Source organism: Streptomyces sp. NPDC059989, assembly GCF_042736975.1.
GTDB lineage: Bacteria > Actinomycetota > Actinomycetes > Streptomycetales > Streptomycetaceae > Streptomyces.
This window is the reverse complement of record NZ_JBHWUO010000021.1, coordinates 58,071-84,536: the sequence shown is the minus strand read 5'-3', so window position 1 is coordinate 84,536 and position 26,466 is coordinate 58,071. Positions and strand designations below refer to the sequence as shown.

The 26,466-nt window shown below is 71.5% G+C and carries 21 protein-coding genes and 1 pseudogene; 10 read left to right on the top strand and 12 right to left on the bottom strand.

What is annotated here, in order from left to right:
- The first annotated feature begins 2 nt into the window (after positions 1-2).
- From ACFWBN_RS20395 to ACFWBN_RS20380, 4 genes are all read left to right on the top strand, one after another.
- Positions 3-3,140 carry a lantibiotic dehydratase gene (locus ACFWBN_RS20395; RefSeq protein ID WP_385178288.1) on the top strand — a complete coding sequence of 1,046 codons (3,138 nt, stop codon included), beginning with the start codon at positions 3-5 and terminating at the stop codon, positions 3,138-3,140.
- Positions 3,137-4,921: an ABC transporter ATP-binding protein gene (locus ACFWBN_RS20390; protein ID WP_385178287.1), complete on the top strand. Its 1,785-nt coding sequence runs from the start codon at positions 3,137-3,139 to the stop codon at positions 4,919-4,921. The genes ACFWBN_RS20395 and ACFWBN_RS20390 overlap by 4 nt, the downstream gene beginning before the upstream one ends.
- 10 nt (positions 4,922-4,931) lie before the next feature.
- Positions 4,932-5,897: an LLM class flavin-dependent oxidoreductase gene (locus ACFWBN_RS20385; RefSeq protein ID WP_385178286.1), complete on the top strand. Its 966-nt coding sequence runs from the start codon at positions 4,932-4,934 to the stop codon at positions 5,895-5,897.
- Positions 5,898-5,971: 74 nt separating this feature from the next.
- Complete coding sequence (locus ACFWBN_RS20380) at positions 5,972-7,213, top strand: erythromycin esterase family protein (protein WP_385178285.1); 1,242 nt, start codon at positions 5,972-5,974, stop codon at positions 7,211-7,213.
- A gap of 7 nt (positions 7,214-7,220) precedes the next feature.
- Here the strand turns inward: ACFWBN_RS20380 and ACFWBN_RS20375 are convergent, their stop codons facing one another.
- Complete coding sequence (locus ACFWBN_RS20375; protein WP_385178284.1) at positions 7,221-7,754, bottom strand: hypothetical protein; 534 nt, start codon at positions 7,752-7,754, stop codon at positions 7,221-7,223.
- A 367-nt stretch (positions 7,755-8,121) separates the two neighbouring features.
- Here ACFWBN_RS20375 and ACFWBN_RS20370 point away from each other — a divergent pair.
- Together ACFWBN_RS20370 and ACFWBN_RS20365 are read left to right on the top strand one after the other, a co-directional pair.
- Positions 8,122-8,307 (top strand): annotated as a pseudogene (locus tag ACFWBN_RS20370) (CorA family divalent cation transporter); the annotation flags it as partial.
- Between the two features lie 329 nt (positions 8,308-8,636).
- Positions 8,637-9,167 carry an SMI1/KNR4 family protein gene (locus ACFWBN_RS20365; protein ID WP_385178283.1) on the top strand — a complete coding sequence of 177 codons (531 nt, stop codon included), beginning with the start codon at positions 8,637-8,639 and terminating at the stop codon, positions 9,165-9,167.
- 165 nt (positions 9,168-9,332) lie between these two features.
- Here the strand turns inward: ACFWBN_RS20365 and ACFWBN_RS20360 are convergent, their stop codons facing one another.
- Both ACFWBN_RS20360 and ACFWBN_RS20355 read right to left on the bottom strand, forming a co-directional pair.
- A complete protein-coding gene (locus ACFWBN_RS20360; protein WP_385178282.1) occupies positions 9,333-10,649 on the bottom strand; it encodes an MFS transporter in 1,317 nt (438 codons plus the stop codon).
- Positions 10,646-11,884, bottom strand: coding sequence for an aminotransferase class V-fold PLP-dependent enzyme (locus ACFWBN_RS20355; protein WP_385178281.1), 1,239 nt, complete (start codon positions 11,882-11,884; stop codon positions 10,646-10,648). Before ACFWBN_RS20355 ends, ACFWBN_RS20360 begins: the two co-directional genes overlap by 4 nt.
- Here ACFWBN_RS20355 and ACFWBN_RS20350 point away from each other — a divergent pair.
- Positions 11,883-13,304: a PLP-dependent aminotransferase family protein gene (locus ACFWBN_RS20350; RefSeq protein WP_385178280.1), complete on the top strand. Its 1,422-nt coding sequence runs from the start codon at positions 11,883-11,885 to the stop codon at positions 13,302-13,304. The genes ACFWBN_RS20355 and ACFWBN_RS20350 overlap by 2 nt on opposite strands.
- Positions 13,305-13,312: 8 nt before the next feature.
- Here the strand turns inward: ACFWBN_RS20350 and ACFWBN_RS20345 are convergent, their stop codons facing one another.
- A complete protein-coding gene (locus ACFWBN_RS20345) occupies positions 13,313-13,717 on the bottom strand; it encodes a hypothetical protein (RefSeq protein WP_385178279.1) in 405 nt (134 codons plus the stop codon).
- Positions 13,718-13,890: 173 nt separating this feature from the next.
- Positions 13,891-15,009 (bottom strand): serine hydrolase domain-containing protein, encoded by a 1,119-nt coding sequence (locus ACFWBN_RS20340; protein ID WP_385178278.1) that lies wholly within the window; start codon positions 15,007-15,009, stop codon positions 13,891-13,893.
- 212 nt (positions 15,010-15,221) lie between these two features.
- Between ACFWBN_RS20340 and ACFWBN_RS20335 the strand changes: the two genes are divergently transcribed.
- A complete protein-coding gene (locus tag ACFWBN_RS20335; RefSeq protein WP_385178277.1) occupies positions 15,222-16,472 on the top strand; it encodes a sensor histidine kinase in 1,251 nt (416 codons plus the stop codon).
- The gene (locus ACFWBN_RS20330; RefSeq protein WP_385178276.1) at positions 16,469-17,191 is read left to right on the top strand and encodes a response regulator; all 723 of its coding nucleotides are present in this window, start codon (positions 16,469-16,471) and stop codon (positions 17,189-17,191) included. Before ACFWBN_RS20335 ends, ACFWBN_RS20330 begins: the two co-directional genes overlap by 4 nt.
- Positions 17,192-17,240: 49 nt before the next feature.
- On the opposite strand, the gene metF is transcribed toward ACFWBN_RS20330, so the two are convergent.
- From metF to ACFWBN_RS20300, 6 genes are all read right to left on the bottom strand, one after another.
- Complete coding sequence (gene metF / locus ACFWBN_RS20325; protein WP_385178275.1) at positions 17,241-18,167, bottom strand: methylenetetrahydrofolate reductase [NAD(P)H]; 927 nt, start codon at positions 18,165-18,167, stop codon at positions 17,241-17,243.
- On the bottom strand, positions 18,164-19,150 hold the full coding sequence (locus ACFWBN_RS20320) for a carbohydrate kinase family protein (RefSeq protein WP_385178274.1): 987 nt from the start codon (positions 19,148-19,150) through the stop codon (positions 18,164-18,166). The genes metF and ACFWBN_RS20320 overlap by 4 nt, the downstream gene beginning before the upstream one ends.
- The gene (aroC, locus tag ACFWBN_RS20315; protein ID WP_385178273.1) at positions 19,141-20,331 is read right to left on the bottom strand and encodes a chorismate synthase; all 1,191 of its coding nucleotides are present in this window, start codon (positions 20,329-20,331) and stop codon (positions 19,141-19,143) included. The genes ACFWBN_RS20320 and aroC overlap by 10 nt, the downstream gene beginning before the upstream one ends.
- 69 nt (positions 20,332-20,400) lie before the next feature.
- Entirely contained in the window at positions 20,401-21,762 is a 1,362-nt protein-coding gene (locus ACFWBN_RS20310; protein ID WP_385178272.1) for a class II 3-deoxy-7-phosphoheptulonate synthase, read from the bottom strand.
- Positions 21,763-21,765: 3 nt separating this feature from the next.
- Positions 21,766-22,980, bottom strand: a complete 1,215-nt coding sequence (metK, locus tag ACFWBN_RS20305) for a methionine adenosyltransferase (RefSeq protein ID WP_385178271.1) — start codon at positions 22,978-22,980, stop codon at positions 21,766-21,768.
- 30 nt (positions 22,981-23,010) lie between these two features.
- On the bottom strand, positions 23,011-24,024 hold the full coding sequence (locus ACFWBN_RS20300; RefSeq protein WP_385178270.1) for an LLM class F420-dependent oxidoreductase: 1,014 nt from the start codon (positions 24,022-24,024) through the stop codon (positions 23,011-23,013).
- A gap of 227 nt (positions 24,025-24,251) precedes the next feature.
- Here ACFWBN_RS20300 and ACFWBN_RS20295 point away from each other — a divergent pair, with 227 nt between their 5' ends.
- Positions 24,252-25,505 (top strand): MFS transporter, encoded by a 1,254-nt coding sequence (locus tag ACFWBN_RS20295; RefSeq protein ID WP_385178269.1) that lies wholly within the window; start codon positions 24,252-24,254, stop codon positions 25,503-25,505.
- An 84-nt stretch (positions 25,506-25,589) separates the two neighbouring features.
- Here the strand turns inward: ACFWBN_RS20295 and ACFWBN_RS20290 are convergent, their stop codons facing one another.
- Complete coding sequence (locus tag ACFWBN_RS20290) at positions 25,590-26,453, bottom strand: helix-turn-helix transcriptional regulator (protein ID WP_385178268.1); 864 nt, start codon at positions 26,451-26,453, stop codon at positions 25,590-25,592.
- Positions 26,454-26,466 lie beyond the last annotated feature (13 nt).

The window sequence follows — 26,466 nt, the reverse complement described above, 5'->3', positions numbered from 1 at the left end:
CCATGACCCCGTACGAGCCCGCCGGCTTCTTCCTCCTGCGCTCCCCGGCCCTGCCCGCCCGCACCTGGCTCGACGTGACCGCGGACCCCGACGACACCCCGCGGGCCCTCGTCGACCTCGCCCGTCGTCCGGACGTCACGCGCGCCCTCCTCGTCGCCAGTGGGGACCTGGCCGACAGTCTCGACCGCATCGGCGACCTGAGCGAGAAGCGCCTGCGCCGGCTGCACTCCGGGCTGCTGCGCTACGTCACGCGCATGGCGACCCGGCCCACGCCCTTCGGGGCCTTCTCCGGTGTGGCGATGGGCGAGTTCGGCCCCGCCACCACCGCCCGGCTCGGCCGACCCGAGGAGCACCGGCTGCGCGTGCGGGCCGACATGGGCTGGCTGCTCGGGCTGATCAAGCGCCTCGACGAGTCCGACGACCTGCTCCGCAGGCTCCGGCTCGTCCTCAACCCGATGGCGGACACGGCCGGCGACCGCGTGGTCCTGCCGCAGGCCGACAAGTACGGCCGGCACGACGCCCGCAGCGTGCGCATCCGGGCCACACCCGCCGTCGGGCTCGTCATGCGGACCGCCGCCACCCCGGTCCCGTACGAGCGGATCACCGCCGAACTCGCCGCCGCCTTCCCCGAGGTCACGGCCGAGACCGTCGAGGGCCTGGTCCGGCAGATGTGGGATCTCGGTTTCCTCATCAGCGACCTGAGGCCCCCGCAGACCGCGGAACGGCCCGAACACCATGTCCTGAAGAGGCTCACCGGCATCCCCGCCGCGCAGGAGACGGCCGACCGGCTCAGCGCCGTCGCCGACCTCGCCGACCGGGCGGACGACGCCGCCTCCCTGCGCCGACTCGCCGCCGCCCAGCAGGACCTCGTACCCGGGCACGACGGCCGCCCCTACCAGGCCGACATGGCGCTGCACCTGGACGGTCCCGTACTGAACGCGTCGATCGGCGAGGCGGCGGCCGAGGCCGTCGGCGTCCTGGTCCGCCTGAGCGCCGCCCACGGTACGCGCAACCACCTGACGCGCTACCGCGAGGAATTCACCGAACGCTACGGCGAGGGCACCCGCGTCCCGGTACTCGGTCTGCTCAGCCCCGACACGGGGCTCGACGCCCCGCCGACCTACACCAACCCGCCGCGCAGCATCGAACTGCCGGGGGCGACGCCCGAGCACACCGCCCGGCTGGACGCCCTGCTCGTCGAGTTCGCCCAGCAGGCCTGGTGGGACAAGTCCTTCGAGGTCGAGCTGACCGACGCCTGGCTGGAGCGCCTCTCCCCGCGCGGGCCGGTGCCCGACCCGCCGCCCGCCATGGAGGTCTACCTCCAGCTGCACGCCGCCGACCGCGCCGCCCTCGACCGGGGGGAGTGGCAGGCCGTCCTGCGCTACGACAGCCTCACCTACGGCGGCCGCACCTTCGGGCGCTTCAGCGAGCTGCTGGGCGAGTCCGCCGCCGAGCGGCTGCGCGGGTACGCCCGCGCGGAGGAGGCGCTCTTCCCCGACGTCGCCTACGCGGAGCTCGCGTTCCTGCCCCCGTACGGCCGTGCGGCCAACATCACCCTGCGCCCCGCCGTCCGGCCGTACGAGATTCCCGTCAACACCACGCCGTCCGTCGGCCCGGACCAGGTCCTCCCCCTCGCAGACATCCTCGTCGGCGTCAGCGGGGAGCGGTTCCACCTGTGGTCCCAGAAACTCGACCGGGAGGTCGTGGTCGCCCAGCACCACATGCTCAGCCCGGCGATGGCGCCGAACGTGGCCCGGTTCCTGCTCGAGGCCTCCCAGGACGGCTGTGTCATGCCCTCCGGTTTCCACTGGGGCCCCGCCGAAGCGGCCCCCTTCCTGCCGCGCGTCACCCGCGGGCAGATCGTCCTGCGCCCCGCGCAGTGGCGGCTCACCAGAAGTCCCGCGGCCGCCACGGACCCCGCGGGCGCGCACGGCAGGACCGGTCTCGCGGCACCCGCAGCCGGCACACCGTCCACGCACCCGCTCGACGACCTCGACGGCTGGCGCCGGCGCTGGAACGTGCCCCGCCACGTCTATCTCGTCGAGTCCGACCAGCGGCTGCTGCTGGACCTCGACCACCCCGCCTGCCGCGCCGAACTCCGTGCGGAGCTGGACGAGCGCGGTACCCTCGTCTTCCACGAGATGCTGCCATCCTTCGACGGCATGTGGCTCCAGGATGCCGACGGCGAGCACTACGCCGCCGAGGTCGTCGTCCCCGTCCTCGCCCGCGACGCGGTCCGCGCCACCCGCGCTCCCGTGCCGCGGCAAGGCCGCGCGGTCCCCGTGGAGCGCCATCTGCCCGGCGGTGCCTGGACGTTCCTCAAGGTCTACGCGGCCCCCGAGCGGCAGGACGAGATCATCGCCGGCCCGCTGCTCGACCTCGTCGCGGGACTGGGCCGCGAAGGGCTCCTGGACCGCTGGTTCTACATCCGCTACGCCGACCCCTTCCCGCACCTGCGCCTGCGGGTCCGCGGCACCGACGCCGACCGTACCCTGACCGAGGTCACCGCGTGGGGACGCGATCTCGTCGCCCGCGGACTGGCCCTGGACATCGAACTCGCCGGCTACGCACCGGAGACGGCCCGCTACGGCGGCCCGGAGGTCTTCGACACGGCCGAGCGGCTCTTCAGCGCCAACAGCGAAGCCACCGCCCTGCTGCTGTCGCGACAGCCCGACATCAGGCCCGAATTCCTCGCCGTCGCCGCGCTGGACACCCTCCACGCCCAGTGGGGCATGCCGCCGGGCGGCGGGCGCGTTCACCACACCGGCGGCCACGACGCGGCCCACGTCCGGAACACCCGGACGCTGTTCCGCGAACACCGCGCCTACCTGTGCGAACTCCTCAGCCCGTGGGAACGCGACCCGCACGAGGAAGGGCGGGCCCACCGGCTGCTCCTCCGGGAGACGTTCGCCGCGCAGGCACCCGCCGTCGCCGAGACGGCCGGAGCCGTCCGCGAGGCGGCCCGCCGCGGCCTCTTGGTCGGCTCCGAGGACTCCATCCTCGCCAGCCTCGCGCACATGCAGATCAACCGGCTCCTCCCCATCGACCTCCAACGGGAGGCCCGCAGCCACGCCCTGTGGGCCCACATCCTGCGCGCCGTCCGGGGCCGCGCGGCCGCGAAGGCCAGGGAGGGCCGATGATCTGGCTGCGCGTCGGCACGCTGTTCTGGCGGCTCAGCCCGCTGCGGGTATCCGCCTTCACCGGCGTCTCCCTCCTCCTCGCCCTCATACCGGCCGCGCAGATCGGGCTGGTCGCCGCCGCCGTGCAGGGTGTGGCCGACGCCGTCACAGGCGACAGGGACGCCGGACGGGCCGCGCTCACGGCGGGCGCCGCCCTTCTCGGGGTGGGCCTCGCCAGTCATGTACTGGGCACCTTCCTGCAGTACCTCGACACCCTCCTGCGGCTCGAACTCACCGCCCGCATCGGCGAATGGGTGATGCGCAAGGGCACCATGCTCGACCTCCAGCAGTACGAGGACGCCGAGGTCTACGACAAGATGCAGCGCGCCTTCCAGGAGAGCAGCGGAGGCCGCGTCTACCAGGTCTTCACCCAGCTCCTGGAGGTCGCGAGGGAGTTGGTCACCCTGGTGACCGTCAGCGTGGTGCTGTTCTCCTGGAGCCCCTGGATCGCCCTGGTGATCCTGGTCTCGCCCATGCCGTCGGTCGTCTCGTACATGCTCTTCAGCCACAGGGCGTACGAGATCGAGTACGACCGGACCGCCGACCGGCGGCGCGCGTACTACTACCAGCACCTCACCACCACCGACCACTCCTACAAGGAGGTCCGTCTCTTCCAGCTCGGCCCGCACCTGGTGGACCTCTACACCCGGCTCATCCGCACCTTCTTCGACGTCGACCGCCGCCTCGCCCGCAAGCAGTCCGTGCTCGGCGGCGTCCTCGGTCTCCTCAGTGTCGCCGCCTCCTCCGGCGCCGTGCTCTGGGCGATCCACACCACCACCCACGCCGGGCAGGTAGGCCAGCTCGCCGGCTACCTCCAGGCCGTCGGTTCGGTCCAGGTCTCCGCTCATGGCATGCTGCTCGGCATCGCCGCTCTCTACAAGGACAGCCTGTTCCTCGGCAACCTCTTCGACTTCTTCGCCCTGCCCGAGCGTCAGATCAAGGGCGGCACCCGCCCGTTCCCGGACACGCTCCGCAAAGGCATCGAGTTCCGCGACGTCCGCTTCGTCTACCCCGGCACCGGCCGCGTCGTCCTGGACGGCGTCAGCTTCACCCTGCCCGCGGGCGAATGCGTCGCGCTGGTGGGACAGAACGGCTCCGGCAAGACGACGCTGGTCAAGCTGCTGACCCGGCTCTACGAGCCGACGAGCGGCCAGATCCTCGTCGACGACGTCCCGATCGAGGAGTACGACCTCGACGACCTGCAACGCCACATCGGCGTCATCTTCCAGGACTTCATCCGCTACGAGCTGCCCGTCCGCGACAACATCGGCCTCGGCAGCGTCGAAGCCCGCGAGGACACCGGGCGCGTCGCCGAGGCGGCACGGGCCGCCGGCGCCGACGGGTTCGTCGAGGCGCTGCCCCGTGGCTACGACACGACACTCGGCCGCCACTTCGAGGACGGCCACCAGCTGTCCGGCGGCCAGTGGCAGAAGATCGCCCTGAGCCGGGCCTTCATGCGCCGCGCTCCCGTCGTCGTCCTCGACGAGCCGACGGCCTCCATCGACGCGGAGGCCGAAGCGGAAATCTTCGGCCGGCTCAAGGACGTCGCCCGCGGCGCCACTGCCCTGGTCATCGCCCACCGCTTCGCCACCGTCCGGATGGCTGACCGGATCGTCGTCCTGGAAAACGGCAAGGTCATCGAGCACGGAGTGCACCAAGACCTCCTGAGGGCCGACGGCGTGTACGCCCGGCTCTTCCGTATCCAGGCTTCGGGCTACCTGACCGAAGCCGCGTCCCCCTGAAGGCCGAGTGATGCGCGTATCCGTCCTGTATCCCGCCATGCCGACGGACCCCCGGCACGTCGCCCCCTTCGCCGCGCTCGTCCGCGACGAAGGAGCGGCCCGCCTCTGGCAGGGCCAGTCCCTCTGCGCCGACACCCAGCAGGTCTTCGCCTACCTGGCCGGAATGGGCTACCGCGTCCCGGTCGGGACCAGTGTCGCCCTCATGCCGCTGCGGCATCCGCTGGACGCAGCGATCCAGGCCCGCTCCCTGTCCGTCCTCACCGGACACCGCACGACCCTCGGACTCGGTCCCGCGACCCCCGACATCGTCGCCGGACTGCACGGAAAGCCGTACGACAGCCCACGCGACGCCTGTGTGGAATACCTGACCGAGGTGCGGCGCCTGATCGGGACCGAGGACGGAGTCGCCGGACCCGGCATCGGCGCCGCCATCGGCCTGCCGGGCCTGTCACATCCGGGGGTGGAGACCGGACTCGGTGTGCTCCGGCCGACGCTCGCGCGGGCCGCAGGCCGGGTGGCGGACGCGGCGATCAGCTGGATGACCCCGCCCGGCTACGTCCGCGACACCCTGCTGCCCGCCATGGCGAAGGGCGCGGCCGAGTCGGGCCGCCCGGTGCCCCGCATGGTCACCGTCGTGCACGCCGCCGTCGACCGCCCCGGGCGCCACGCCTACCGGCTCGCCTTCGCGGCCGCCCACGTCCACCTCGCCGGGCCGCACTACTGCGACATGCTGCGCCGCGCCGGACTGCGCGTCCACCACAGCCGCCCGGGGCTCGGCGCCCGCGCCCTGGTCGATTCCGGAGTCTTCCTCTACGGCACGCCCGGGCACATCACCGCACAGCTGGCCGAATTCGATCGGGCGGGGGTGGACGAAGTTGTCGTCAACGTCGCGGGAGTGTATTCCGAGCATGGCCGACCGGACGCCGTACAGGACCTCCAGGAGATCCTCGCGGCCTGCCGGGAGGCGATGAACTGACCCAGGAACGGGTGCGGAAGGCCGGGGCACGCCCGCGTGCCGCCCTCCCGCACGCGGTGAGGAGAGGCAAGACGGTGCCCGACGACATCGCCCGATGGCTGAACGAGCACGCCAACCCCTTGAGTACCCTGACCCCCGGCGCGCCGGTGGAGGACCTGAAACCCCTGGGCGAGGCACTGCGGGGAACACGGATCGTCGGTCTGGGGGAATCCACCCACGGCACGGGCGAGTTCTTCCGGCTGAAGCACCGCATCGTGGAGTTCCTGGTCCGCGAGGAGGGGTTCACCACCCTCGCCATGGAGGCCAGCCAGTCCGCCGCCCGCGCGCTCGACGCGTACGTCCGGAACGGCACGGGCGCCCCCGAACGGCTCGTCGCCCGGCTGGGCTTCTGGACCTGGCGCACCCGCGAGATGGTCGACCTCGTCGAGTGGCTGCGCGCCCACAACCGCGACCTGCCCGAAGAGCGCCGGGTCCGCTTCGTGGGAACCGACCCCCAACTCTGCGCCGACTCGGTCGAGGCCGTCGCCGCCTTCCTGCGCCGCGCTGCGCCCGAACAGGCCGGGCGCGTCAGCGCCCTGGACGTCCTGGCCCGGGCCCGCCCGGGCTCGCTTCCGGACCCGGACAAGGCCCTGATGCGACGCGCCGAGGAGATCGCCCGCCTCGTCGCGGATCACGCCGGGCGGCCGGGTCCCGGCGACGACGCTGGCGAGGCGCTGGAACACGCGCGGATCCTGGTCCGCGCCGCCGACCTGGTGGGCCGGCCCTTCGCGGCCTCGGCCGGCGAGGACGGCGTGCTCGCCGCGCGTGACCGCTACATGGCCGAGGCCGTCGCACGGCTCGTGGACGACAACCCCGAGGCTCGCGTCATGGTCTGGGCACACAACGGGCACATCGCGAAGGGCACGTACGGGGACCAGGTGCCGGCCCTCGGCAGCAGACTCCGCGAACGGTACGGCGACGCCTACTATGCGCTGGCCCTCCTCTTCGGCAAGGGCTCCTTCCTGGCCCGCCGCGGCAACGACCTTCAGCGCCCGCCTGCCCGCCACCGCATCGGCACCGGCCTCCGCTCCCTGGAGGCCAGACTCACACACGCCGTACCCGGCGACTACTACGCAGACCTCCGCGCTGCGGGTTCCCCCTCCGACACCGCGCCCTGGCTGCACGCCCCGCACGCGCAGCGCAGCTTCGGCGCCAACGTCCAACGGTTCCTCTACCGCTTGAACACGGCCCCGCTCGTACCGGCCGAGGACTACGACGGCATCGCGTTCGTAGCACGCTCGACCTGCTCCCACCTGCTGCCCCCGGCGGAGGACTGAGGTTCTCTCACGGCCACAGGTCGAGCGCGGCGTTCAGAGCGAGCTGCCACATCGGTTCGGCACCGGTGCCGAATGCCGCGGCGAGCCCGTACCCCACGGACGCGTCGTACGGGTCCCTGGCACACTCGGACTCGCCCGCCGCCTCCCAGTCGGCCGACACGCGCCCGTCGCCGCTCGATGTGAAGATGCCGAGCAGCCGCTCGTCCCGCAGCAGCCGGCTGGTGCCGAGGGAGTCCGGAACCAGCAGATAGCTGCACTCCCGCGCCCCTGAGACGACCTCGACCCGGTACGAGCGCCGGGTCAGGAACCCCTTGGACGGCCGCAGGGTCTCCTCTGCACCGTCGACGAGCAGAGTGAGGTGCTCGGGGTCGCGCGTCCCGATCGGCACATGGCTCTCCGGCACGGTGTGCGGGGCCCGCCGGATCTCGACCGGCGGCAGACCGTCCCCGCTCACGCCCAGCGTCCCGCCCTCATGGTCGAGTTCGATCCGGACCGCGCCGAAGAGCGGATCGTCAACGGGCACGTCCGCGTACGGATTCATCGGGACCCTTGCCTCCTGTTCATCCTGGTGATCGTCTTCCCCCAGTCTCGTCCGGACGCGGTGGACCGGTTCCCTTTCCGGCCAGAGGCGGGCCCGTGGGCGACGGCCACCGGCTCCCGCCTCGCTGCCACTACGTCGCGTAGCCGGTCACGCCAGGCGCTTCGCGGTCCCGACCAGCCGCGATCCGTCTTCAGAGGCAGCCGCGGCTGGGGAGAATCCGGGGAGAACGAAGCCTCGTTGGGGAGCGGCTGGGGAGAATCGGCCGTACAAACGGGCAGCACGGTGAAAGGGGCGGAAAGGCCGATCACCGCAGGTCGGACCGTCTGTTCGGGCGATTTCCGCAGGTCAGCGGGGTGAGGGTGACGACTTCAAGAAGATCTCCTCATGGGCCGCCATCCTCTTCGCCCCCACCCTGGTAGGCACGATCTACGGCATGAACTTCGAGGACATGCCGGAACTCAAGTGGGCCGGCGGCTACCCCTTCGCAATCCTGCTGATGGCGGTGGTCTGCGTCAGCCTGTACGTCATCTTCAAGAAGCGCGACTGGCTGTAGACCACACATCAACACCGTTGATCAACTTAGCTCTTGCGAATCCCTGAAAGTGGCCCGCAGGGCCCCCTGGGGAGAATCTGGTGAGAATCCGCAGCCCGCCCATGCCGGGTACTCCCCCGCACCTTGGCGCTGACCCTCCCGCACCGCCGACCACCTTCGACGGCACGCGGTTGCGGAGGGTAACGACAACGGGTGGCACAGCAGATGCTGTGCCACCCGTTGTCGCGACCAGGTCTGTCCTGTCTCCCCCCAACGACTACAAACCGGCAGTCGTCCAACAACCTTCACCGTAGGGCGTCGATGTCCGACCCCCTGTCTAGCCTGTCTTCGTGAAGCCCACCGATGATCGCCAGTTCCCCGCCGCGCTCGCCACTGCGATGGTCGTTCGATTCGACTACGCCGACGGGAAGACCGGGGTCGACTTCGAGCCCTTCCCGGCCTTCCTGTCCGCTGCCGAGACCACCGACTGGTTCCAGGCATGGACCGGGAACAGCGAACTGGACGGCAGCGACTTCCGCGTGTTCGGGCAGGACGGCACGGGCGGGTACGCCGCGTTCTGGCTGATCCGCCCGAGCCGGCCGCTGTCCGAGCAGCCCATTGTCTTCCTCGGCTCCGAGGGCGAGACCGGTGTGGTCGCGCGCGACCTGGGCGACTTCCTGTGGCTGCTGGCCGACGGCTTCGGCCCCTGGGAAGCCGCCACCTCCTACGAACCCGGCTGGAAGGCGAACCCCAATCCGGAGTTGGCAGCCATCGCCGAAGGATTCGCGCCGAACCAGCGCCGGTCGGCGGCGGCCGTGATCGAGCTGGCGGCCCAGGAGTTCCCCGACTTCGACGACACCATCATGGAGCTCTGCCGCTGAACCCAGCGTCACCACCTGCACGACCGGCCGGAATCACTGGACAAACCCCGATCGGACGCGAGTGATCACCGCCGAACTCGCCGCTTCGGCACGGTCCCCACGGCAGGGGGAATCGCCGAACTGGCCGCGCGCAGCGGCGACTGGGGCGCCTAGACGTTCTCCGGTTCAGCCGGCCGGCTGCCCGTCCGCTGTCGCCGTGACGGGTTCTTCCGGTGCCGACGGCAGGCCACGTAGTCGGCTCACCGGGGACAGGACGAGCGCGATCAGCACGGCGGCGGAGCCGATCGCCGCCACGGTCAATGCCCCCCGGGCGCCGATCCGGCCGGACAGCAGGCCCGCGAACAGGCCGCCGAGTGCGCCGCCGCCGAACAGCAGGGTGCGGAAGACCGCCGTCATCCGGCCCATCATCGACTGCGGGGTACTGGCCTGGCGCAGGCTGACGATGATGACGCCGGCGACGCCGAGTCCGAGGTAGGTGGTGAAGAAGGAGAGGACGAACATCCCCACCATCACCGGCCGGGGGCCGGTGGCCAGGACGATCAGCGTCGGGCCGATGAGGAGGGCCGACTGAGCGACGAGATAGACAAGGCCGAGCCGGAAGCGCCGGATGACCTTGCGGGAGACCGCCGCGCCGATCAGGCCTCCCACGGAGGCCGTGGCGAAGATGCCACCGAGAGTCGTCGAGTCCAGGTGCAGGTCGCGTGTTCCGTAGATCAGGAACATCGTCCATACGGAGATCATGGAGAGGTTGCAGCAGAACCCGATCAGGGCCAGCGACCGCAGGACCGGGTTCTTCAGCACCAAGCGCAGGCCGTCCCGGAGTTCGGTGGGCAGGTGCCGTCTTGCCGCGGGCGGTTCGGGACGGGGCTCGGGCGTGCGGATGAGCAGCAGCGAGATCAGGGACACCAGATAGGAGAAGGCGTCGACGATCAGCGCCACGGGCGCAGCCAGGGCACCGACCAGGACGCCCGCGAGCCCGGGCCCTGCCACATCGGCCGCCGATGAGCTCATCCCCATCTTCGCGCCGGCTTCCACATAGTGCTTGGGGTCGCGTACGAGCGTGGGTACGTACGACATCCAGCTCACGTCGAACAGCACCGAGGCGACGCCGACTGCGCAGGCGATCACCAGCAGCGATCCCATACCGAGCACGTCCGTCCAGTACAGGACGGGGACGAGTGCCAGCAGGATCATCCGGACGAGGTTGGCTCCGAGCATGATCCGCCGCCGTCGGGCCCGGTCCACCCACACCCCGAAGACCAGGGCGAGACCGAGATACGGGACGAGCTGCAGGAACCGCAGGATGCCGACCTGCTCGTCGGTGGCGTTGAAGGCGATGATGGCGGTCAGCGGCAGGGCGAGGTTCGTCACCTGGGTGCCGAGGAGCGAGAGTGTCTCGCCGAGCCAGAACTTGAGGAAGTCGCCGTTGCGCCAGAGGTTCTCCGTGGACGGCTCCTCGGTGCGTGTCTGTGTGGCGGTCATCGCCGTCCCCGGCCGGCGAGGTCCGCGACCGCGTCCGCGACGTGGTCCACTTCCTCCTCGGTGTTGTAGTAGTGCGGCGACAGGCGCAGGCACCAGTCGACGTCCTTGTCCCCGAAGTCGAACTGTGCGAACTCGCGGAAGCTGAGCGCCGAGTTGATGCCGCGGGCGTCTATGGCCGCCTTGAACGGCTGCGGCTGCCAGCCCGCTACTGCGAAGGTGACGAGCGCGGCAAGACGCGGGCCGCGGTCGAGCACGCGCACCCCCGGGATCGGTGCGAGCCGGTCGCGGAGCCGGGCCGCGAGCGCCGGGGTGCGCTGCTCGATGGCCTCGATGCCGACCTTGCGGGCATAGCGCGCCGCGGCGGCGCTGCCGAGCACCGTGGCATACGGGAACTCCCACTCCTCGAACCGGGCCGCTGTCGCTACGGGCTCGTAGCCGCCCGGCTCGGTCCAGCGGGCGCCGTGCATGTCGATGAACAGCGGTTCGTAGCCCGCGCGCAGGACGCGATCGGATACGTACAGGAATCCGGAGCCGCGCGGGCCGCGGAGAAACTTGCGGCAGGTGGCGGTGAGGAGGTCGCAGCCGATCTCCTCCACGTCGATGACGAACTGGCCCACCGACTGGCAGGCGTCGACGAGGTAGAGCAGATCCAGCTCCCGGCAGTGGCGGCCGATTTCCGCGACGGGCGAGACGAGGCCCGAATTGGTGGGGACATGGGTGGCGGACACCAGGCGGGGGCGGTGGATCCGCATCAGCGCGGCCATCGCCTCCACGTCGACCCCGCCCTCCGGGGTGTTGGGCGCGTGGACGATGCGTACGCCGAATCGCTTGCGCAGGGAGAGGAAGGCGATCTGGTTGGAGACGAAGTCGTCGCGGGTGGTGAGGATGACGTCGTCGGCCTCGAACGGGATCGACGACAGGGCGTTGGCATAGGCGTGGGTGGCGCTGCCCGCAAAGGCGACGTTGTCGGGTGTGGTGTTGATGAGGGCGGCGATCTCCGTGTAGAACCCGCGGACTTCGGCGGCTTGCGCGGCCGAGGCCTCATAACCACCGATCCTGGCTTCGAGGTTCAGATGGCCGACCATCGCGTCGAGGACCGGGGCCGCCGGCAGTCCGCAGCCCGCGTTGTTGAAGTGGATGACCTGGCGGCACCCCGGGGTGTCGGCCCGCAGGGCGGCGACGTCCAGCCGAAGTGCTTCCTGACCAGGACCGGAAGCGCTACTGTTGTCTCTCATGAATGACGGTAGCACTTCTGGTGAGTTGGTCGACAGCCTCCGTGCGCTGCTCTCCCGGCTGTCGCCCGGCGACCGGCTGCCGAGCAGCCGGGAGCTGACCAAGGAGTACCGGGTCGGCCCTGCGACCGTGGCGCGGGCCATCGCCACACTGGCCGCCGAGGGCGCGGTGGTGACCCGTCCGGGCAGTGGGACGTACGTGGCGCAGCGCACCCGCCTGCACGACGGAGCCAGTTCCACCGACACGTCCTGGCAGACGGTCGCCCTCACCGACCGCGCCGTCGACACCCACCTGATCGCCGACCCGCTCGGCCCGCCGCCGGTCGGGACGATCACGATGGACGGCGGCTACGTGCACCGCTCGCTCCAGCCCACCCGGGCCCTGAGCGCGGCGCTGGCGCGGGCGGCACGCCGTCCAGACGCCTGGGACCGCGCCCCGGCCGGCGGCCTGATGGCGCTGCGCACCGTGTTCGCCCGGATCGTCGGCGGCAGCGTGGCGCCGGAGGACGTGCTGGTCACCGCCGGCGGGCAGAGCGCCCTGTCGATCGCGTTCCGGGCCATCGCCGGGCCCGGCAGCCCGGTCCTGGTCGAGTCCCCCACCTATCCCCGGGCCCTGGCCGCCGCCCGCGCCGCGGGGCTGCGGCCGGTCCCGGTACCGCTCGACGCCGACGGACTGCGGCCCGACATGCTGGCCGACGCGTTCGCGATGACCGGCGCGCGACTGCTGTACTGCCAGCCGACCTACCAAAACCCGACCGGCACCGTGCTCACGCCCGAACGGCGCCGCCAGATTCTCGATGTGGCGCGCGCTTCGGGCGCGTTCGTGCTCGAGGACGACTTCGCACGGCACCTGGGACACGGCGGCGCCGTGCCGCGACCGCTGGTCGCCGACGACCGCGACGGCACGGTCGTCCACGTCACATCCCTCAGCAAGCCCGCCGCACCGAGCCTGCGGATCGGGGCGCTGGTGGCCCGCGGACCGGTCATGGAACGCATGCGGGCGGTGCGCCTGGTCGACGACTTCTTCGTCACGCGCCCGCTCCAGGAAGCCGCGCTGGAAGTGCTCAGCTCCCCCTCCTGGGACCGGCACGTCCGCTCTCTCGGTACGGCACTGCGGGAGCGGTGCGCCGTGCTGGCCGCCGCGGTCACGCAGGAGATCCCGGGCGCGACCCTGGCCGGGTTGCCTACGGGCGGACTGCACCTGTGGGTTCGCCTGCCGGCGGGCGTGGACGACACGTTCCTCACCGGCGCCGCCCGGCAACGCGGCGTCACCGTGAGCGACGGCAGTCGCTACTTCGCCACCGAGCCGCCGGCGGCTCACCTGCGTATCGGGTTCGCCGCGACGGCCGATCACGCCGAGCTGACCGAGGGCGCACGTCGGCTGGGAGCCGCGCTTGCGGATGTCGGCCCCGGGCAGGAGTGAGGGGCCTTTCAGTCGGTCTGCTCGCGTACGTAGGTGTCGGTGAGGAGTTCGCAGGTGCACCAGTCGCCGGTGCACGGGGTGCCGTACTCCGCGCCGTAGGGGCCGAGTAGGGCCATGAGGTCGAGGATCTCGGCGCGTTCGGGTGGGGTGAGAGCGGGGGCCGAAGGGTCCGCCAGTTGCTGCCAGTCGGACGGGACGTCATTCACGTCGGCGACGCGCCGGCCGTCGACGAAGAAGGTGTACAGCGGGTGCTCGGGGAAGTCGTTGAGCCGCAGGACCCACCAGCATCCTTCGACCCGCGCGGCGTGAGGGAAGACTCCCGAGCCCGTGGCGTGCCAGGTGGTTCCCGGGGGGAGCGGGAGCGGGATCCCGCCCGCCCCCGCAGGGTTGGTCGCGGCCCGTTCGTTCTTCATACGGACCATCCTGCAAGCTCCCGGGCCGCCAGGTCCAGGCCGTGTCGTCAGGCCGGGTACGCGCAGCGCGGTCAGGGCCAATGCCGGGAGGAGGGGCCCGAACAACACCCCGTAAGCCAGGCGCGGCGAGCGAGTCAGCCGCGTCGAGCGATGCTTGGCCTCGGCTCGGAGCGTCACCCACCGCACAGCGCGGTGTCCGCGGCGCGGTCGAGGTTCATGCGGGCCGCCTCGTCGGTGAGTTGGGTGGTGACCGCGAGGTGGGTGGCGCGGCCGTCGTCGGTGGCGCCGCCGCGGGTTTCGTAGCCCGGGAAGCTGCCGCCGTGGCCCCAGGCGAGGCCGCCGCACGGCAGGGGCCTGCTGACGAGTCCGAGTCCGTAGCGGGCGCCGGGGCCGAAGGTGGCTTCGGCGGGGACGGTGGAGCGCATCTGGGCGAGCTGGGCCGGGGGCAGGAGGCGGCCGGCCAGGAGTGCGCTGAAGAAGCGGTTGAGGTCGGAGCCGGTGGAGATCAGCTGGCCTGCCGCCCAGGCCCAGGAGGGGTCGATCTCGGTGATGTCGCGCAGTGGCGCGTCCGCCGATTCCCGTAGGTAGCCGTGGGGGTGGGGCTCCCGGATGGAAGCGTCACCGGGGGCCGGGAAGTAGGTGTGGTGCAGCCCGATGCGCTTGATGATGCGGCGGTCGATCTGGTCGGCCAGGGGGCGGCGGGTGACCTTCTCGATGAGCAGGCCGGCCAGGACGTAGTTCGTGTTGCTGTACTTCCAATTCGTGCCCGGGTCGAAGTCGGCGGGGTGCCGGAGGGCTGTGGCGAGGAGTTCGCGGGGGGTGTAGTAACGGACGTCGTCGCCTAGGTCGTTGCTGTAGTTGGGGATTCCGCTGGTGTGCTGGAGGAGTTCGCGGACGGTGATCCGCCGTCCGTCGATGCCCTCCCCGCGGACGAGGCCGGGCAGGTAGGTGTCGACGAAGGCGTCCAGGTCCACCCTCCGCTCCGCGACGAGCTGGAGGACGACCACCGCGACGAAGGTCTTGGTGTTGCTGCCGATCCGTACCTGGCCGTCCCTGGGCACCTTCGCGCCGGTGGCCAGGTCGCCGACTCCCGCTGTGTAGGTGTGGGTGCGGCCGTTGCGGTCCTGGACGCTCGCCAGCGCGGCGGGCATCCCGTCGGCGCGCACCAGCGCGTTCAGCCTTTGCTGGACGGTGTCCGGCCTTGCGGAGGAGACAGCGGGCGGGGCGAGGGCGCCCAGCGTCAGAGCGCCGATGGTCAGCGCTATCGCGGCCGACACGGTGCGTCGCCGCATGCCGCCCTTCCTGCGGGTCGAGGCAGGATGGTTCTGTGGGGTCCGAGCATGCATGAGTCAGCTCCTGGGGATGGTTGGCGTTCGTTGGGGATCGTTTGGGCTGGGCACGATCCTGGGGTCCTGGGCCTTTGGCCGCATCGCGGGAAGGCGGGAGGGATCGCTCCCCCGATCGGGGGAGGCTGTCGGTGGGTTGCGTGGCGATACTGGCGATCATGATCAGGGGAATTCGGCCGCTGTTGAGCGGCTCCACGTATACGGGTGTGTTCTTCGCCTACTGCGGCGCGCTGGCTAGCCTGCCGCTGCTGCCTTTCGCGCTGCTGCCGGCGATGTCGTGGCCATACGCTCCCGAGAGCGTGCAGATCGTGCTGGTTCTGGTGGTCTGGGCGGTGCTCGTGGGCGTGGTCGGGCTGGCGCGCCCCGTACGGCGGGCGCTGGTCGTGTCCGCCCGCCGGCTGCTGCGGGTGCCGCTGCCGGATCCGGTGGCCTCCGGTTCAGTCGGCCTCGACCGCTGGCGGACCCCGGTGTGGCTGGTGCTGCATGCGGCCGTCGGGTGGACGGGGGCGCTGGTGAGCGGGGTGCTGTTCCTCATGGGCCTGTCCCTGCCGGGGAACTGGCTCGGCGGCGAGGCGCGGGTGGGTCTGTTCGGCACGTCGGTCCGAGTTGCGGGCGGGTGGAGCTGGGTGGTGGCGGCCGCGTGCCTCCTGCTGGCGGCGGCCGTCTGCGTACTGGTGACGAAGGCGCTGCGGTGGTCGGCGCCACGGCTGTTGGGGCCGTCGGCGGCCGAACGGCTCGCGTTGGCCGCCGAGCGGGAGCTGCTGCTGGCCGAACGCAACCGGATTGCCCACGAGTTGCACGACTCGATCGGGCACACGCTGACGGCGGCCACCATCCAGGCGGCGGTGGCCGGCGAGGTGCTCTCCGTCGACCCGGCGGCGGCGCGGGCCGCCATGCGCAGCATCGAGGAGTCGACGCGGGCCGCGCTGGAGGACCTGGACTACGTGCTCGGAGTGCTGCGCGAGGAACAGTCGGGGACGGCGCCGACCCGGACCCTGGCCGACCTCCCGGAGCTGCTGGACCGCCTGCGGCACGCGGGTGCGGTGGTGGAACCGGAGTTGTCGGGCGAGTGGGCGCAGGTGCAGGGGACGCTCTCCCGGGCGGCGTACAGGATCCTCCAGGAGGGGCTGACGAACGCGCTGCGCCACGGGGCGGGCGGCCCGATCGAGGTCCGGGTGGCGGCCGGTCCCGACGGGCTGGATCTCACGGTGGTCAACCGGACCGGGGCACGGACGGGACCGGGTCAGGGCGAAGGCCAGGGCCAGGGGGCCGCCTTCCCGACCTCCGGGCACGGGCTGTCCGGACTCGCCGAGCGCGTCCGGCTGCTGCACGGCGAGTTCCGGGCCGGCCCGGACGGGACGCAGCACTGGCGACTGGCCGTCCGGCTGCCGGGACGGGTGTCGGCGTGAGGGGATCCGACGCGGGCGAGGGCACGGCCCTCCCCGCCGTCACCGGCCCCGACGTCACCGGCCCCGACGTCACCCTCCTGATCGCGGACGACGACGAGGTGACCCGCAGCGGCCTGCGCATGCTGCTCGCCGCACAGCCGGGGATCACCGTGGTCGGCGAGGCGGCCGACGGTGTCGAGGCGGTGGAACGGGCGCGGAGCCTGCGGCCCGACGTGGTCCTGATGGACGTCCGGATGCCGCGGCTCAACGGGATCGAGGCCACCCGCCGGCTGCTGGCCGAAGCGGCCGACCCGCCGAAGGTCGTGGTGATCACCACCTTCGAGAACGACGGCTACGTCACCGCCGCCCTCAGCGCGGGCGCCAGCGGCTTCGTCCTCAAACGCCTCCCGGTCCGCCGGATCGCCGAGGCGGTCCGGGTGGTGGCGGCGGGCGAAGCGGTCCTCTTCCCGGCCGCGCTGGGCCGCATGGTCGCCGCCCGCCCGCTGGGCTCCACCCAGGCCCTGCCGCAGGCCGCCCTGACCGGCCGGGAGGAGGAGGTGCTGCGCCTGATGGCCACCGGGCTCTCCAATCCGGAGATCGCGGAGGCCCTCAGGGTGAGCCTGGAGACGGTCAAGACCCACGTCGGGAACGTGCTGACCAAGCTCGGCGCGCAGAACCGGACCCATGCGGTCGTCATCGCGTACGAGTCCGGCCTCGTGGTCCCGGGCTTCGTCGGCTGACCGGTCAGCCGGCAAAGCCGGGTCAGCCGGGTCAGCCCGGCGAAGCCGCTCAGCCGGCGAGGGAGAGGACGGGCTGACGGTCGGTCGTGGCCCGGTGGATGCCGAGGTTCTCCTGGATGTCGAGAGCGGCGGACGAACGGTTGAGCGTGATGTGGTGCAGCCCCGGCGCGCCCGCGTCGAGCAGGCGCTCCGCGAGCACGGTGGCGTGCTCGACGCCGATGGCGTAGGCGGCGTCCGCGTCGTCCCGGGCGCTCTCCAGGGCATCGGCGAGGCCCCGGGGGAACACGGCGTTGCTCAGCGCGGCGAAGCGTTGGATCTGCCGCACGTCGGTGGCGGGCATGAGCGCGGGAATGATGGGGATGTCGCAGCCCGCCGCGGCCACTCGATCGCGCAGTCGCAGGTAGTCGTCGGCGTGGAAGAACATCTGGGTGATCGCGTAGTCGGCTCCGGCACGGCATTTGGCGACGAAGTGCCGGATGTCGCTCTCCCAGTCCGGTGACCGGGGGTGGCGTTCGGGAAAGGCCGCCACACCGACGCTGAAGGTCCCTGACTCCTTTATCAGGCTGACGAGTTCGCCGGCATGGCTGAAGCCTCGGGGGTGCGGCACCCACGTTCCGCGCGGATCGTCGGGCGGGTCTCCGCGCAGGGCCAGCAGGTCGTGCACGCCGGCTTCCGCGTAGGAGCCGATGATCTGCCGGAGTTCGGTGACCGAGTGGCCCACCGCGGTGAGATGGGCCACCGGGCGCAGTGTGGTCTCGGCCGCGATGCGCCCCGTCAGGTCGACCGTCCGCTCCCGCGAGGAGCCGCCTGCCCCGTACGTCACCGAGACGAAGGACGGAGCGTACGCCGCCTCGATCCGCCGGATCGAGCGCCACAGCAGGGCGTCGCCCTGGGGCGACCGGGGCGGGAAGAACTCGAACGAGAAGGAGGGCCGGCCCGGCTCCGGCAAGGGGCGTGAGGGCGGGAGGGAGGTCATGGGCGCACGCTCTCCAGATGCGCGGCGGCCGCCCGGGCGGATGCCTCTCCGTAGCTGTCCCCGATGCGCCGGAGCAGGGTCTTCGCATCGAACGCGTACCCCTGCGCGCCCAGTGCCTCCAGCGAGAGGGAGGCCACCGCGCACCCGACCCGGGCGGACAGATCGAGCCCTTCCCCCCAGCTCACGGAGGCCAGGAACCCGGCGCGGAAGGCGTCTCCGGCACCGGTCGGGTCGGCGATCATGTCCGGGGGTACCGCGGGGACCTCGCGCGCCCGTTCACCGGCGGCTTCCATCCGTACGCCCCGCTCGCCCAGGGTCGTGAGCCAGACCCCTGTGCAGGAGAGGATGTCGGCGTGCCGCCAGCCGGTCCGTTCCTGGAGCAGGGACGCCTCGTATTCGTTGGTGAAGAGCCAGCGTGCTCCGGTCACGAGGTGGCGGGCCTCCTCCCGGTCGAGCCGGGCGAGCTGCTGTGAGGGGTCGGCCGCGAACGGGATTCCCATCGAGCGGGCCTGGTCGGTGTGGCGGAGCATGGCCTCCGGGTCGTTCGGCGATATCACGACGACTCCGATGTCCCCGGCCCGCTCGACCACCTGCCGGAGGTCGATGCCGGCGGCTTCCGCCATGGCTCCGGAGTAGAAGGAGGCGATCTGGTGCTCCTCCCGGTCCGTCAGGCACATGAAGCGCGCGGTCTGGCGCTCGGACGAGATGTGCACGAAGTCCGTGTCGACGCCCTGCTGTTTGAGCCGGACGCGGTACTCGGCGAAGTCGCTCCCGGCGGCCCCGACCAGTACGGGCGCCTGCCCGAGGCCGCCCAGACCGTAGGCGATGTTCGCGGCCACGCCGCCGTGCCGGATTTCCAGGTCGTCGACCAGGAAGGAGAGGGAGATCTTGTCCAGCCGGTCCTGGATCAGGTGGTCGGTGAATCTTCCCGGGAACACCATGAGGTGGTCGGTGGCTATGGAACCTGAGACGGCTATCCGCACGGGTACTCCTGGTTCTCGAGGTAGGACCGGACGTTGCGGCGGGTTTCGGTGACGCTGTCGCCGCCGAACTTCTCCGCGACCGTGTCCGCGAGGACGAGTGCGACCATCGCCTCGGCGACGACGCCGGCGGCCGGCACGGCACACACGTCGGAGCGCTGGTGGTGCGCCGTGGCGGCCGCACCGGTGGTCACATCGATGGTGGCCAGTGCACGCGGGACGGTGGCGATGGGCTTCATCGCGGCCCGTACGCGCAGCAGTTCGCCCGTGCTCACCCCGCCTTCGGTACCGCCGGAGCGGCCGGAGGCCCGCCGCACGCCGTCGGGCGTGGCGATGATCTCGTCGTGCGCCCGCGATCCGGGCACCCGGGCCAGCTCGAAGCCGTCACCGATCTCGACGCCCTTGATGGCCTGGACGCCCATGAGGGCGGCGGCGAGCCGGGCGTCCAGACGCCGGTCCCAGTGCGCGTACGAGCCCAGGCCGACCGGCACGCCGTACGCGAGGACCTCCACGACCCCGCCGAGGGTGTCGCCGTCCCCGTGGGCCCGGTCGATCTCCGCGACCATCGCCCTGCTCGCGTCCGCGTCGAGGCAGCGCACCGGGTCGGCGTCCAGCTCCTCGGCGTCCGCGGGGACCGGGTGGACCCCGTACGGGGCCTTCGCCGAGCCCAGTTCCACGACGTGGGAGACGATCTCGATGCCGGCCGTCTCCTTCAGGTAGGAGCGGGCGACGGCGCCCAGCGCTACCCGGGCCGCCGTCTCCCGCGCGGAGGCGCGCTCCAGCACGGGGCGCGCCTCGTCGAAGCCGTACTTCTGCATCCCGGCGAGGTCCGCGTGGCCCGGTCGGGGCCGGGTCAGCGGGGCGTTGCGCGCCAGTGCGGCGAGCTCGGCCGGATCGACCGGGTCGGCCGCCATGGCCTTCTCCCACTTGGGCCACTCGGTGTTTCCGATCATCACGGCGACCGGCGAGCCCAGGGTGAGGCCGTGGCGTACACCGCCGAGGAAGGTGACCTCGTCACGCTCGAACGCCATCCGGGCACCGCGCCCGTGGCCGAGGCGCCGCCGCGCCAGGTGGTCCGCCACCGTCCGTGTGGTGATGGGGACGCCGGCGGGCAGTCCCTCCAGCGTCGCCACCAGTGCGGGACCGTGGGACTCCCCCGCGGTCAGCCAGCGCAGCCTGCTCAACGTGCCACTCCCCCCGGGACGTGCCCCAGGCCGTCCCAGTCCCGGTCCGGGACCAAGTCACAGCCGCGGTCACAGTGGTTGACGGTCGTGCACACGCCGCTGCCCTCCGTACACTTCCGCGATCAGGAACGCCAGTTCGAGCGACTGGCTGCGGTTCAACCGCGGGTCACAGGCCGTCTCGTAGCGCTCGCGCAGATCGGCGTCCCCGATGGCGCCCGCGCCGCCGACGCACTCGGTGACGTCATCGCCCGTGAGCTCCACGTGGATGCCGCCCGGGTGGGTGCCCAACTGCCGGTGCACCTCGAAGAATCCCCTGATCTCGTCGAGGATCCTGCTGAACTGGCGCGTCTTGTAGCCGCTCGCCGACTCGTAGGTGTTGCCGTGCATCGGGTCGCACGTCCACACCACCTGGGCGCCGGAGGCGGTGACCTTCTCCACCAGGCCGGGCAGGACGTCCCAGATCTTTTCCGCGCCCATCCTGGTGATGAAGGTGAGGCGGCCGGGCCGGCGTTCGGGGTCGAGTACGTCGATCAGCGCGAGCACGTCGTCGGCGGTGGTGGTCGGTCCGAGCTTCACCCCGATCGGGTTGCTGATGCCGGCCGCGAACGCCACGTGGGCGCCGTCCAGTTGCCGGGTGCGCTCCCCGAGCCACACCATGTGGGCGGACACGTCGTACAGGTCTCCGCTCCGGGAGTCCACGCGGGTCAGCGCGGCCTCGTAGTCCAGCAGCAGCGCCTCGTGGCTGGAGTAGAACTCCACCGATTCGAGCTCCCGGTGGAGCGTGCCGCAGGACCGCATGAAGGACAGCGCGGAGTCGATCTCTCCGGCCAGCCTCTCGTACCGCTCCCCCACCGGGGAGAGCGCCAGGAAGTCCCTGTTCCAGGCGTGCACGCGGTGCAGGTCCGCGTATCCCCCGGTGGTGAAGGCCCTGACGAGGTTCAGGGTGGTGGCCGAGGCGTGGTAGATCCGGCGCAGCCGCTGCGGGTCGGGCTCGCGGCTCGCCGCGGTGAACTCGAGCCCGTTGACGGCGTCTCCGCGGTAGGACGGCAGGGTGACGCCGTCACGCGTCTCGAAGTTGCCCGAGCGGGGCTTGGCGTACTGGCCGGCCATCCTGCCCACTTTGATCACGGGGACGGAGGCCGCGTAGGTCAGCACGGCCGCCATCTGCAGGATCGTGCGCAGTTTGTTGTCGATCTGGTCGACGCTCACGCCGTCCAGCGTCTCGGCGCAGTCGCCTGCCTGGAGGAGGAAGGCCTCCCCCCTCGCCACCGCGGCGAGGCGGTCGCGCAGCCGGTCGCATTCGGCCGCGTACACCAGGGGCGGGCTCGATCCGAGGAAGGAGAGGACGTCGCGCAGGGCGTCGGGGTCCGGCCACTGCGGCTGCTGCGCCGCGGGCCGTGAACGCCAGTCGGGTGTGGTGTCTCCGGCCATCGGTCAGGCCCCCGCGGCCTTGCGCAGGGCGTCCACTCGGTCGGTGCGCTCCCAGGTGAAGTCCGGCAGCTCGCGGCCGAAGTGGCCGTAGGCGGCGGTCTGGGCGTAGATGGGGCGCAGCAGGTCGAGGTCGCGGATGATGGCGGCCGGGCGGAGGTCGAAGACCTCGCCGATGGCGTCCTCGATCTTCTCCGTGTCGATGGTGTGGGTGCCGAAGGTCTCGACGAACAGACCGACCGGCTGCGCCTTGCCGATGGCGTACGCGACCTGGACCTCGCAGCGCGAGGCGAGGCCGGCGGCGACGACGTTCTTCGCGACCCAGCGCATGGCGTAGGCGGCGGAGCGGTCCACCTTCGACGGGTCCTTGCCGGAGAAGGCACCGCCACCGTGGCGGGCCATGCCGCCGTACGTGTCGATGATGATCTTGCGGCCGGTCAGACCCGCGTCGCCCATCGGGCCGCCGATCTCGAAGCGGCCGGTCGGGTTGACCAGCAGCCGGTAGCCCTCGGTCTCCAGCTTGATGCCGTCACCGGCGAGCTGATCCAGGACGTACTCGACGACGAACTGCCGTATGTCCGGTATCAGCATCGAGTCGAGGTCGATGTCGGAGGCGTGCTGCGAGGAGACGACGACGGTGTCGAGGCGGACGGCCTTGTCGCCGTCGTACTCGATGGTGACCTGGGTCTTGCCGTCCGGGCGCAGGTACGGGACCGTGCCGTTCTTGCGGACCTCGGTCAGCCGGCGCGAGAGCCGGTGCGCCAGGTGGATCGGGAGGGGCATCAGCTCGGGGGTCTCGTCGGTCGCGTACCCGAACATCAGACCCTGGTCGCCCGCCCCCTGCTTGTCGAGCTCGTCCCTCTCGGACGCGCCGTCGACGCGGTTCTCGTACGCGGTGTCGACGCCCTGCGCGATGTCCGGGGACTGTGAGCCGATGGAGACCGAGACGCCGCAGGAGGCGCCGTCGAAGCCCTTCACCGAGGAGTCGTAGCCGATCTCCAGGACCTTGTTCCGGATGAGCGCGGGGATGTCGGCCCACGCCTTGGTGGTCACCTCGCCCGCCACATGGACCAGGCCCGTGGTGATCAAGGTCTCCACGGCGACACGGGAGGACGGGTCCTCCCGCAGCAACGCGTCGAGAATGGTGTCGCTGATCTGGTCAGCGATCTTGTCGGGATGTCCCTCGGTCACGGACTCCGAGGTGAACAGATGACGTGACATGGCCTTCCTTCGCGTAGCGTCGGTGTGCTCTCATCCCGCGGCCGGCCCGAGCCGCCGCAGGACGTCGAGCACGGTCTCCTGGCTGTAGAAAGCCTCGGGAGGCAGGGAGACGAAGACTTGGATGCTGGTCACTCCGGGCAGGTGGAAGCGCATGATCTGCTCCCGGCACTCCTCCGGGGATCCGCTGATGAACAGCCCGTCGACCACCTCGTCCGAGAGCGCCTTCTGGGCGCCCGCGGGGTCGCCCGCCTCCCACGCGTCGTGCACCTCGCGCAGCAGCTCCCCGTGCCCCAGCCACTCGTGGAACTTGCGGTAGGGCTCGCGGTTCAGGATCCAGGCGAGGAACGGACGGGCCTGGCTGCGGGCGTACTCCTTGTTCTCGGTGGGACAGACGAAGACCTTGACCACCAGCTCCTTGCCCAGGGGCTGCGGGCCGACGGCTTCCAGGATCTTGGGAACGTCCTCGGGGAAGAGCAGGTTCGTGATGGCCCCGTCGCCCTCGTTGAAGCCGAGCCTCAGCATGTTGGGGCGCAGCGCGCCCAGGATGACCTTGACCGGTTCGGTGGGCGGATGCGGCAGGCGGTAGCCGGTGATGGAGAACGTCTCGAACTCATCGGCGACGTACTCGCCGCGCAGGGCCCGGGTGACGAACCGCAGGACGTCCCGTGTGCGTTTGAACGGCTCCTCGAACGGGATGCCGTTGATGTCGCTGACGTGGGCGGGAACCGACGAGCCGAGCCCCAGCAGCAGACGTCCGGGGGCGAGCTGGGCCAGTGTGGCCGCGGTCTGCGCGATCAGGGCGGGACCGCGGGTGAAGACGGGGATGATCCCGGTGCCCAGGCGCAGGGAAGGGGACCAGGCCGCGGTGGCCGCGAGCGGGGTGAACGCGTCGGTGCCACCCCCCTCCGCCGTCCAGACATCGGAGTATCCGATGTCCGGAAGCCGCTCGACGATGTGCTTGTGGTGGCCGATCGTGATGCCGGGGAGGGGCAGGGTGACGCCCCACTTGGGCTGCGCGAGCGGGGAGCGGTCGCTGGAGGGCACGGGGGATGGGGTCCTTTCCTGGTGACGGTGCGCCCCCGAGGAGACGGTGACGGGAGCGGCAGGTTCAGCATCACGCCCTCCGCACCGCCCGAACCAGCCAGGCGTTGATGCCATTACTCCTACTAACAGGACCAACGCCTGGCTGGTTGGCCTTCGTCGGGAGCGTCAGGGTGGTCGAGCCGGCAGCCGGATGTCCCCCGAATTTCGCTCGAAAGGCAACTCGTCTCATGGACAGTTCCTCCACACCCCCCGTAGCCGCCGCCCCGGCGCGGTTGCGCTGGGGTTCGTACTCCTCGGTCTTCCTCCTGCTGTTCCTGTTCGGGACCGAGACGTTCCTCGTGTCCCCGCTGTTGCCGACGATCGCGGGCGACCTGGCCATCTCCGAGCAGGCGGCGGCGTACAGCGTCACCGCGTACGTACTGGTGTACGCGGTCTGCGCGCCCTTCCTCGGCCTGGTGAGCGACCGTGTCGGACGCCGACGCACGCTGGTGGTCGGCTCGGTGCTCTTCCTGCTGTCGAACGTCGCGGCCGCGCTGTCCGACGGGCTGACGCTGCTGATCGTCTCGCGTGCGCTGGCCGGTGTCGCGGCCGCCGCGGCCGGCCCGGCGATCTGGGCGCACATCTCGGAGACCACCGAGGACACGGTGCGCGGCCGCGCCCTGGGTCTGGGCATGGCGTTCTTCTCCTGCGGCCAGGTACTGGGCGTGCCGCTGGGCAGCTTCCTCGCGGGCGCCGCCGGCTGGCGTGCCGCCTTCCTGGCCATGGCCGTCGGCACGCTGCTGGTCGTCCCGCTGCTGCTGAAGCAGGTTCCGGTCAGTGCCATCCAGGCCGCCGCGACCAGCGGCGCCCGCGCGGTGTTCGCCGCCTGGGGGCATGGCGCGCTGCGCAAGGCCCTGCTGGTCAACACCGCCTTCAACGCCGCCAACCTGGGTGCCTACACCTTCATGGGTGTGGTCCTCGCGGACCGGTTCGACCTCTCCGTGACGGCTCTGGGCCTCGTCGGCATCCTCGTCGGCATCGGCAGCATCGTCGGCTCGACGGCCGGCGGGCGGCTCGGCGACCGGGCCAGGGCCCAGGGTCAGGCGCACCTTCCCATGCTCGCCGTATGGGGACTCCTCCTCGCCGTCGGCATCGCCCTGACGGTCTGGGGTCCGGGTCTGGTCCTGGCACTGCTCGGCGTGACCATCTGGTTCGTGGCCAGCGGCGGCTTCGTCACCGACCAGCAGACGCTCGCGGGTACGGCCGCCCCCGAACTGCGGGCGACCTCCAGCGCCTGGCTCACCTCCACGATGTACGCCGGTACGGGCGTGGGCGCATGGGCGGTCGGCCTGTTCTCCGATCTGGCGCTCGGTACGGCCGTGATCGGCGGTGGCCTGGCCCTCGTCGCCGCTCTCGGCGGCCTGATGGTCAGCGCTCAGCTGCGCCGGGGCACCGGCAGCGGACCGCGCGTCGAGCAGGTGGGCGTGGCGGAGAAGGCCTGAGTCCGGCCGCTCGGCGGCTCGATGAGCAGTACCTCACCCAAAGACAGGGCTGAAGGCGCGGCAACCAATCCCCCGGTCGCGCCCTCAGCCCGCCTTTCGTGTCGCCCCGACCGACCGGAGCGGCCGGCTCACCAGAGCCGACACCCTGGCGCTGTCCTCCTGGCTCGCCGGCGTGAACAGCAGGATCAGCGATGCCGGGTCGTCCACCGGGCGCATCGACGACAAGGACACCTTGATGGGCTCGCTGTGCACGGGCGTGACCGTGACGACCCGGGTGGTGAGCTCGCCCACGGAGTGGCAGCTCCACCAGTGGCTCAGCTCGGGCGCGTCCGCCGCCAGCCGCCGGTACAGCTCGGCGACCCGCTCGTCCGCCAGGTTCGCCCCCGCCTGGGCGCGGAAGTGCTGGAAGACGCTCATGGCCAGCGGCTCCCAGTCGGTGTCCCGCAGGACGCCGCGCAGGTGGTCGTCGGCGGCGACGAACCACATCAGGTTGCGGCGGTCGGCCGGCACGGCCGAGGGTTCGCCCCACACCGCCGACCAGGCGGCGTTCCAGGCGACCAGGTCGAAGTTCCGGTCGAGCAGGACGGCCGGGCTGGTCAGCCAGGAGTCCAGTACGGGCTGGAGCGAACCGTTCAGCGGCGCACGGGCCGAGGCCGCCTCGGGCTCGTAGTAGCCGGCCAGGCGCAGGGCGTGGCGCACCTCGGCGTCGTCGAGGCGCAGCACCCGGCCGACGGACTCCAGCACCTGCCGCGAAGCGGTGACCCTTCCCTGCTCCAGCCAGGTGTACCAGGCGATGCTGACACCGGAGAGGGAGGCGACTTCCTCCCGGCGCAGGCCCGGGGTCCGGCGACGGGACGTGGCGGGCAGGCCGACGTCCTCGGGCTTGAGCAGCGCGCGATGGGCCCTGAGGAATGCGCCGAGTTCAGGACCGGCGGTGGGAGTTGACATGTATGTGGCTCCT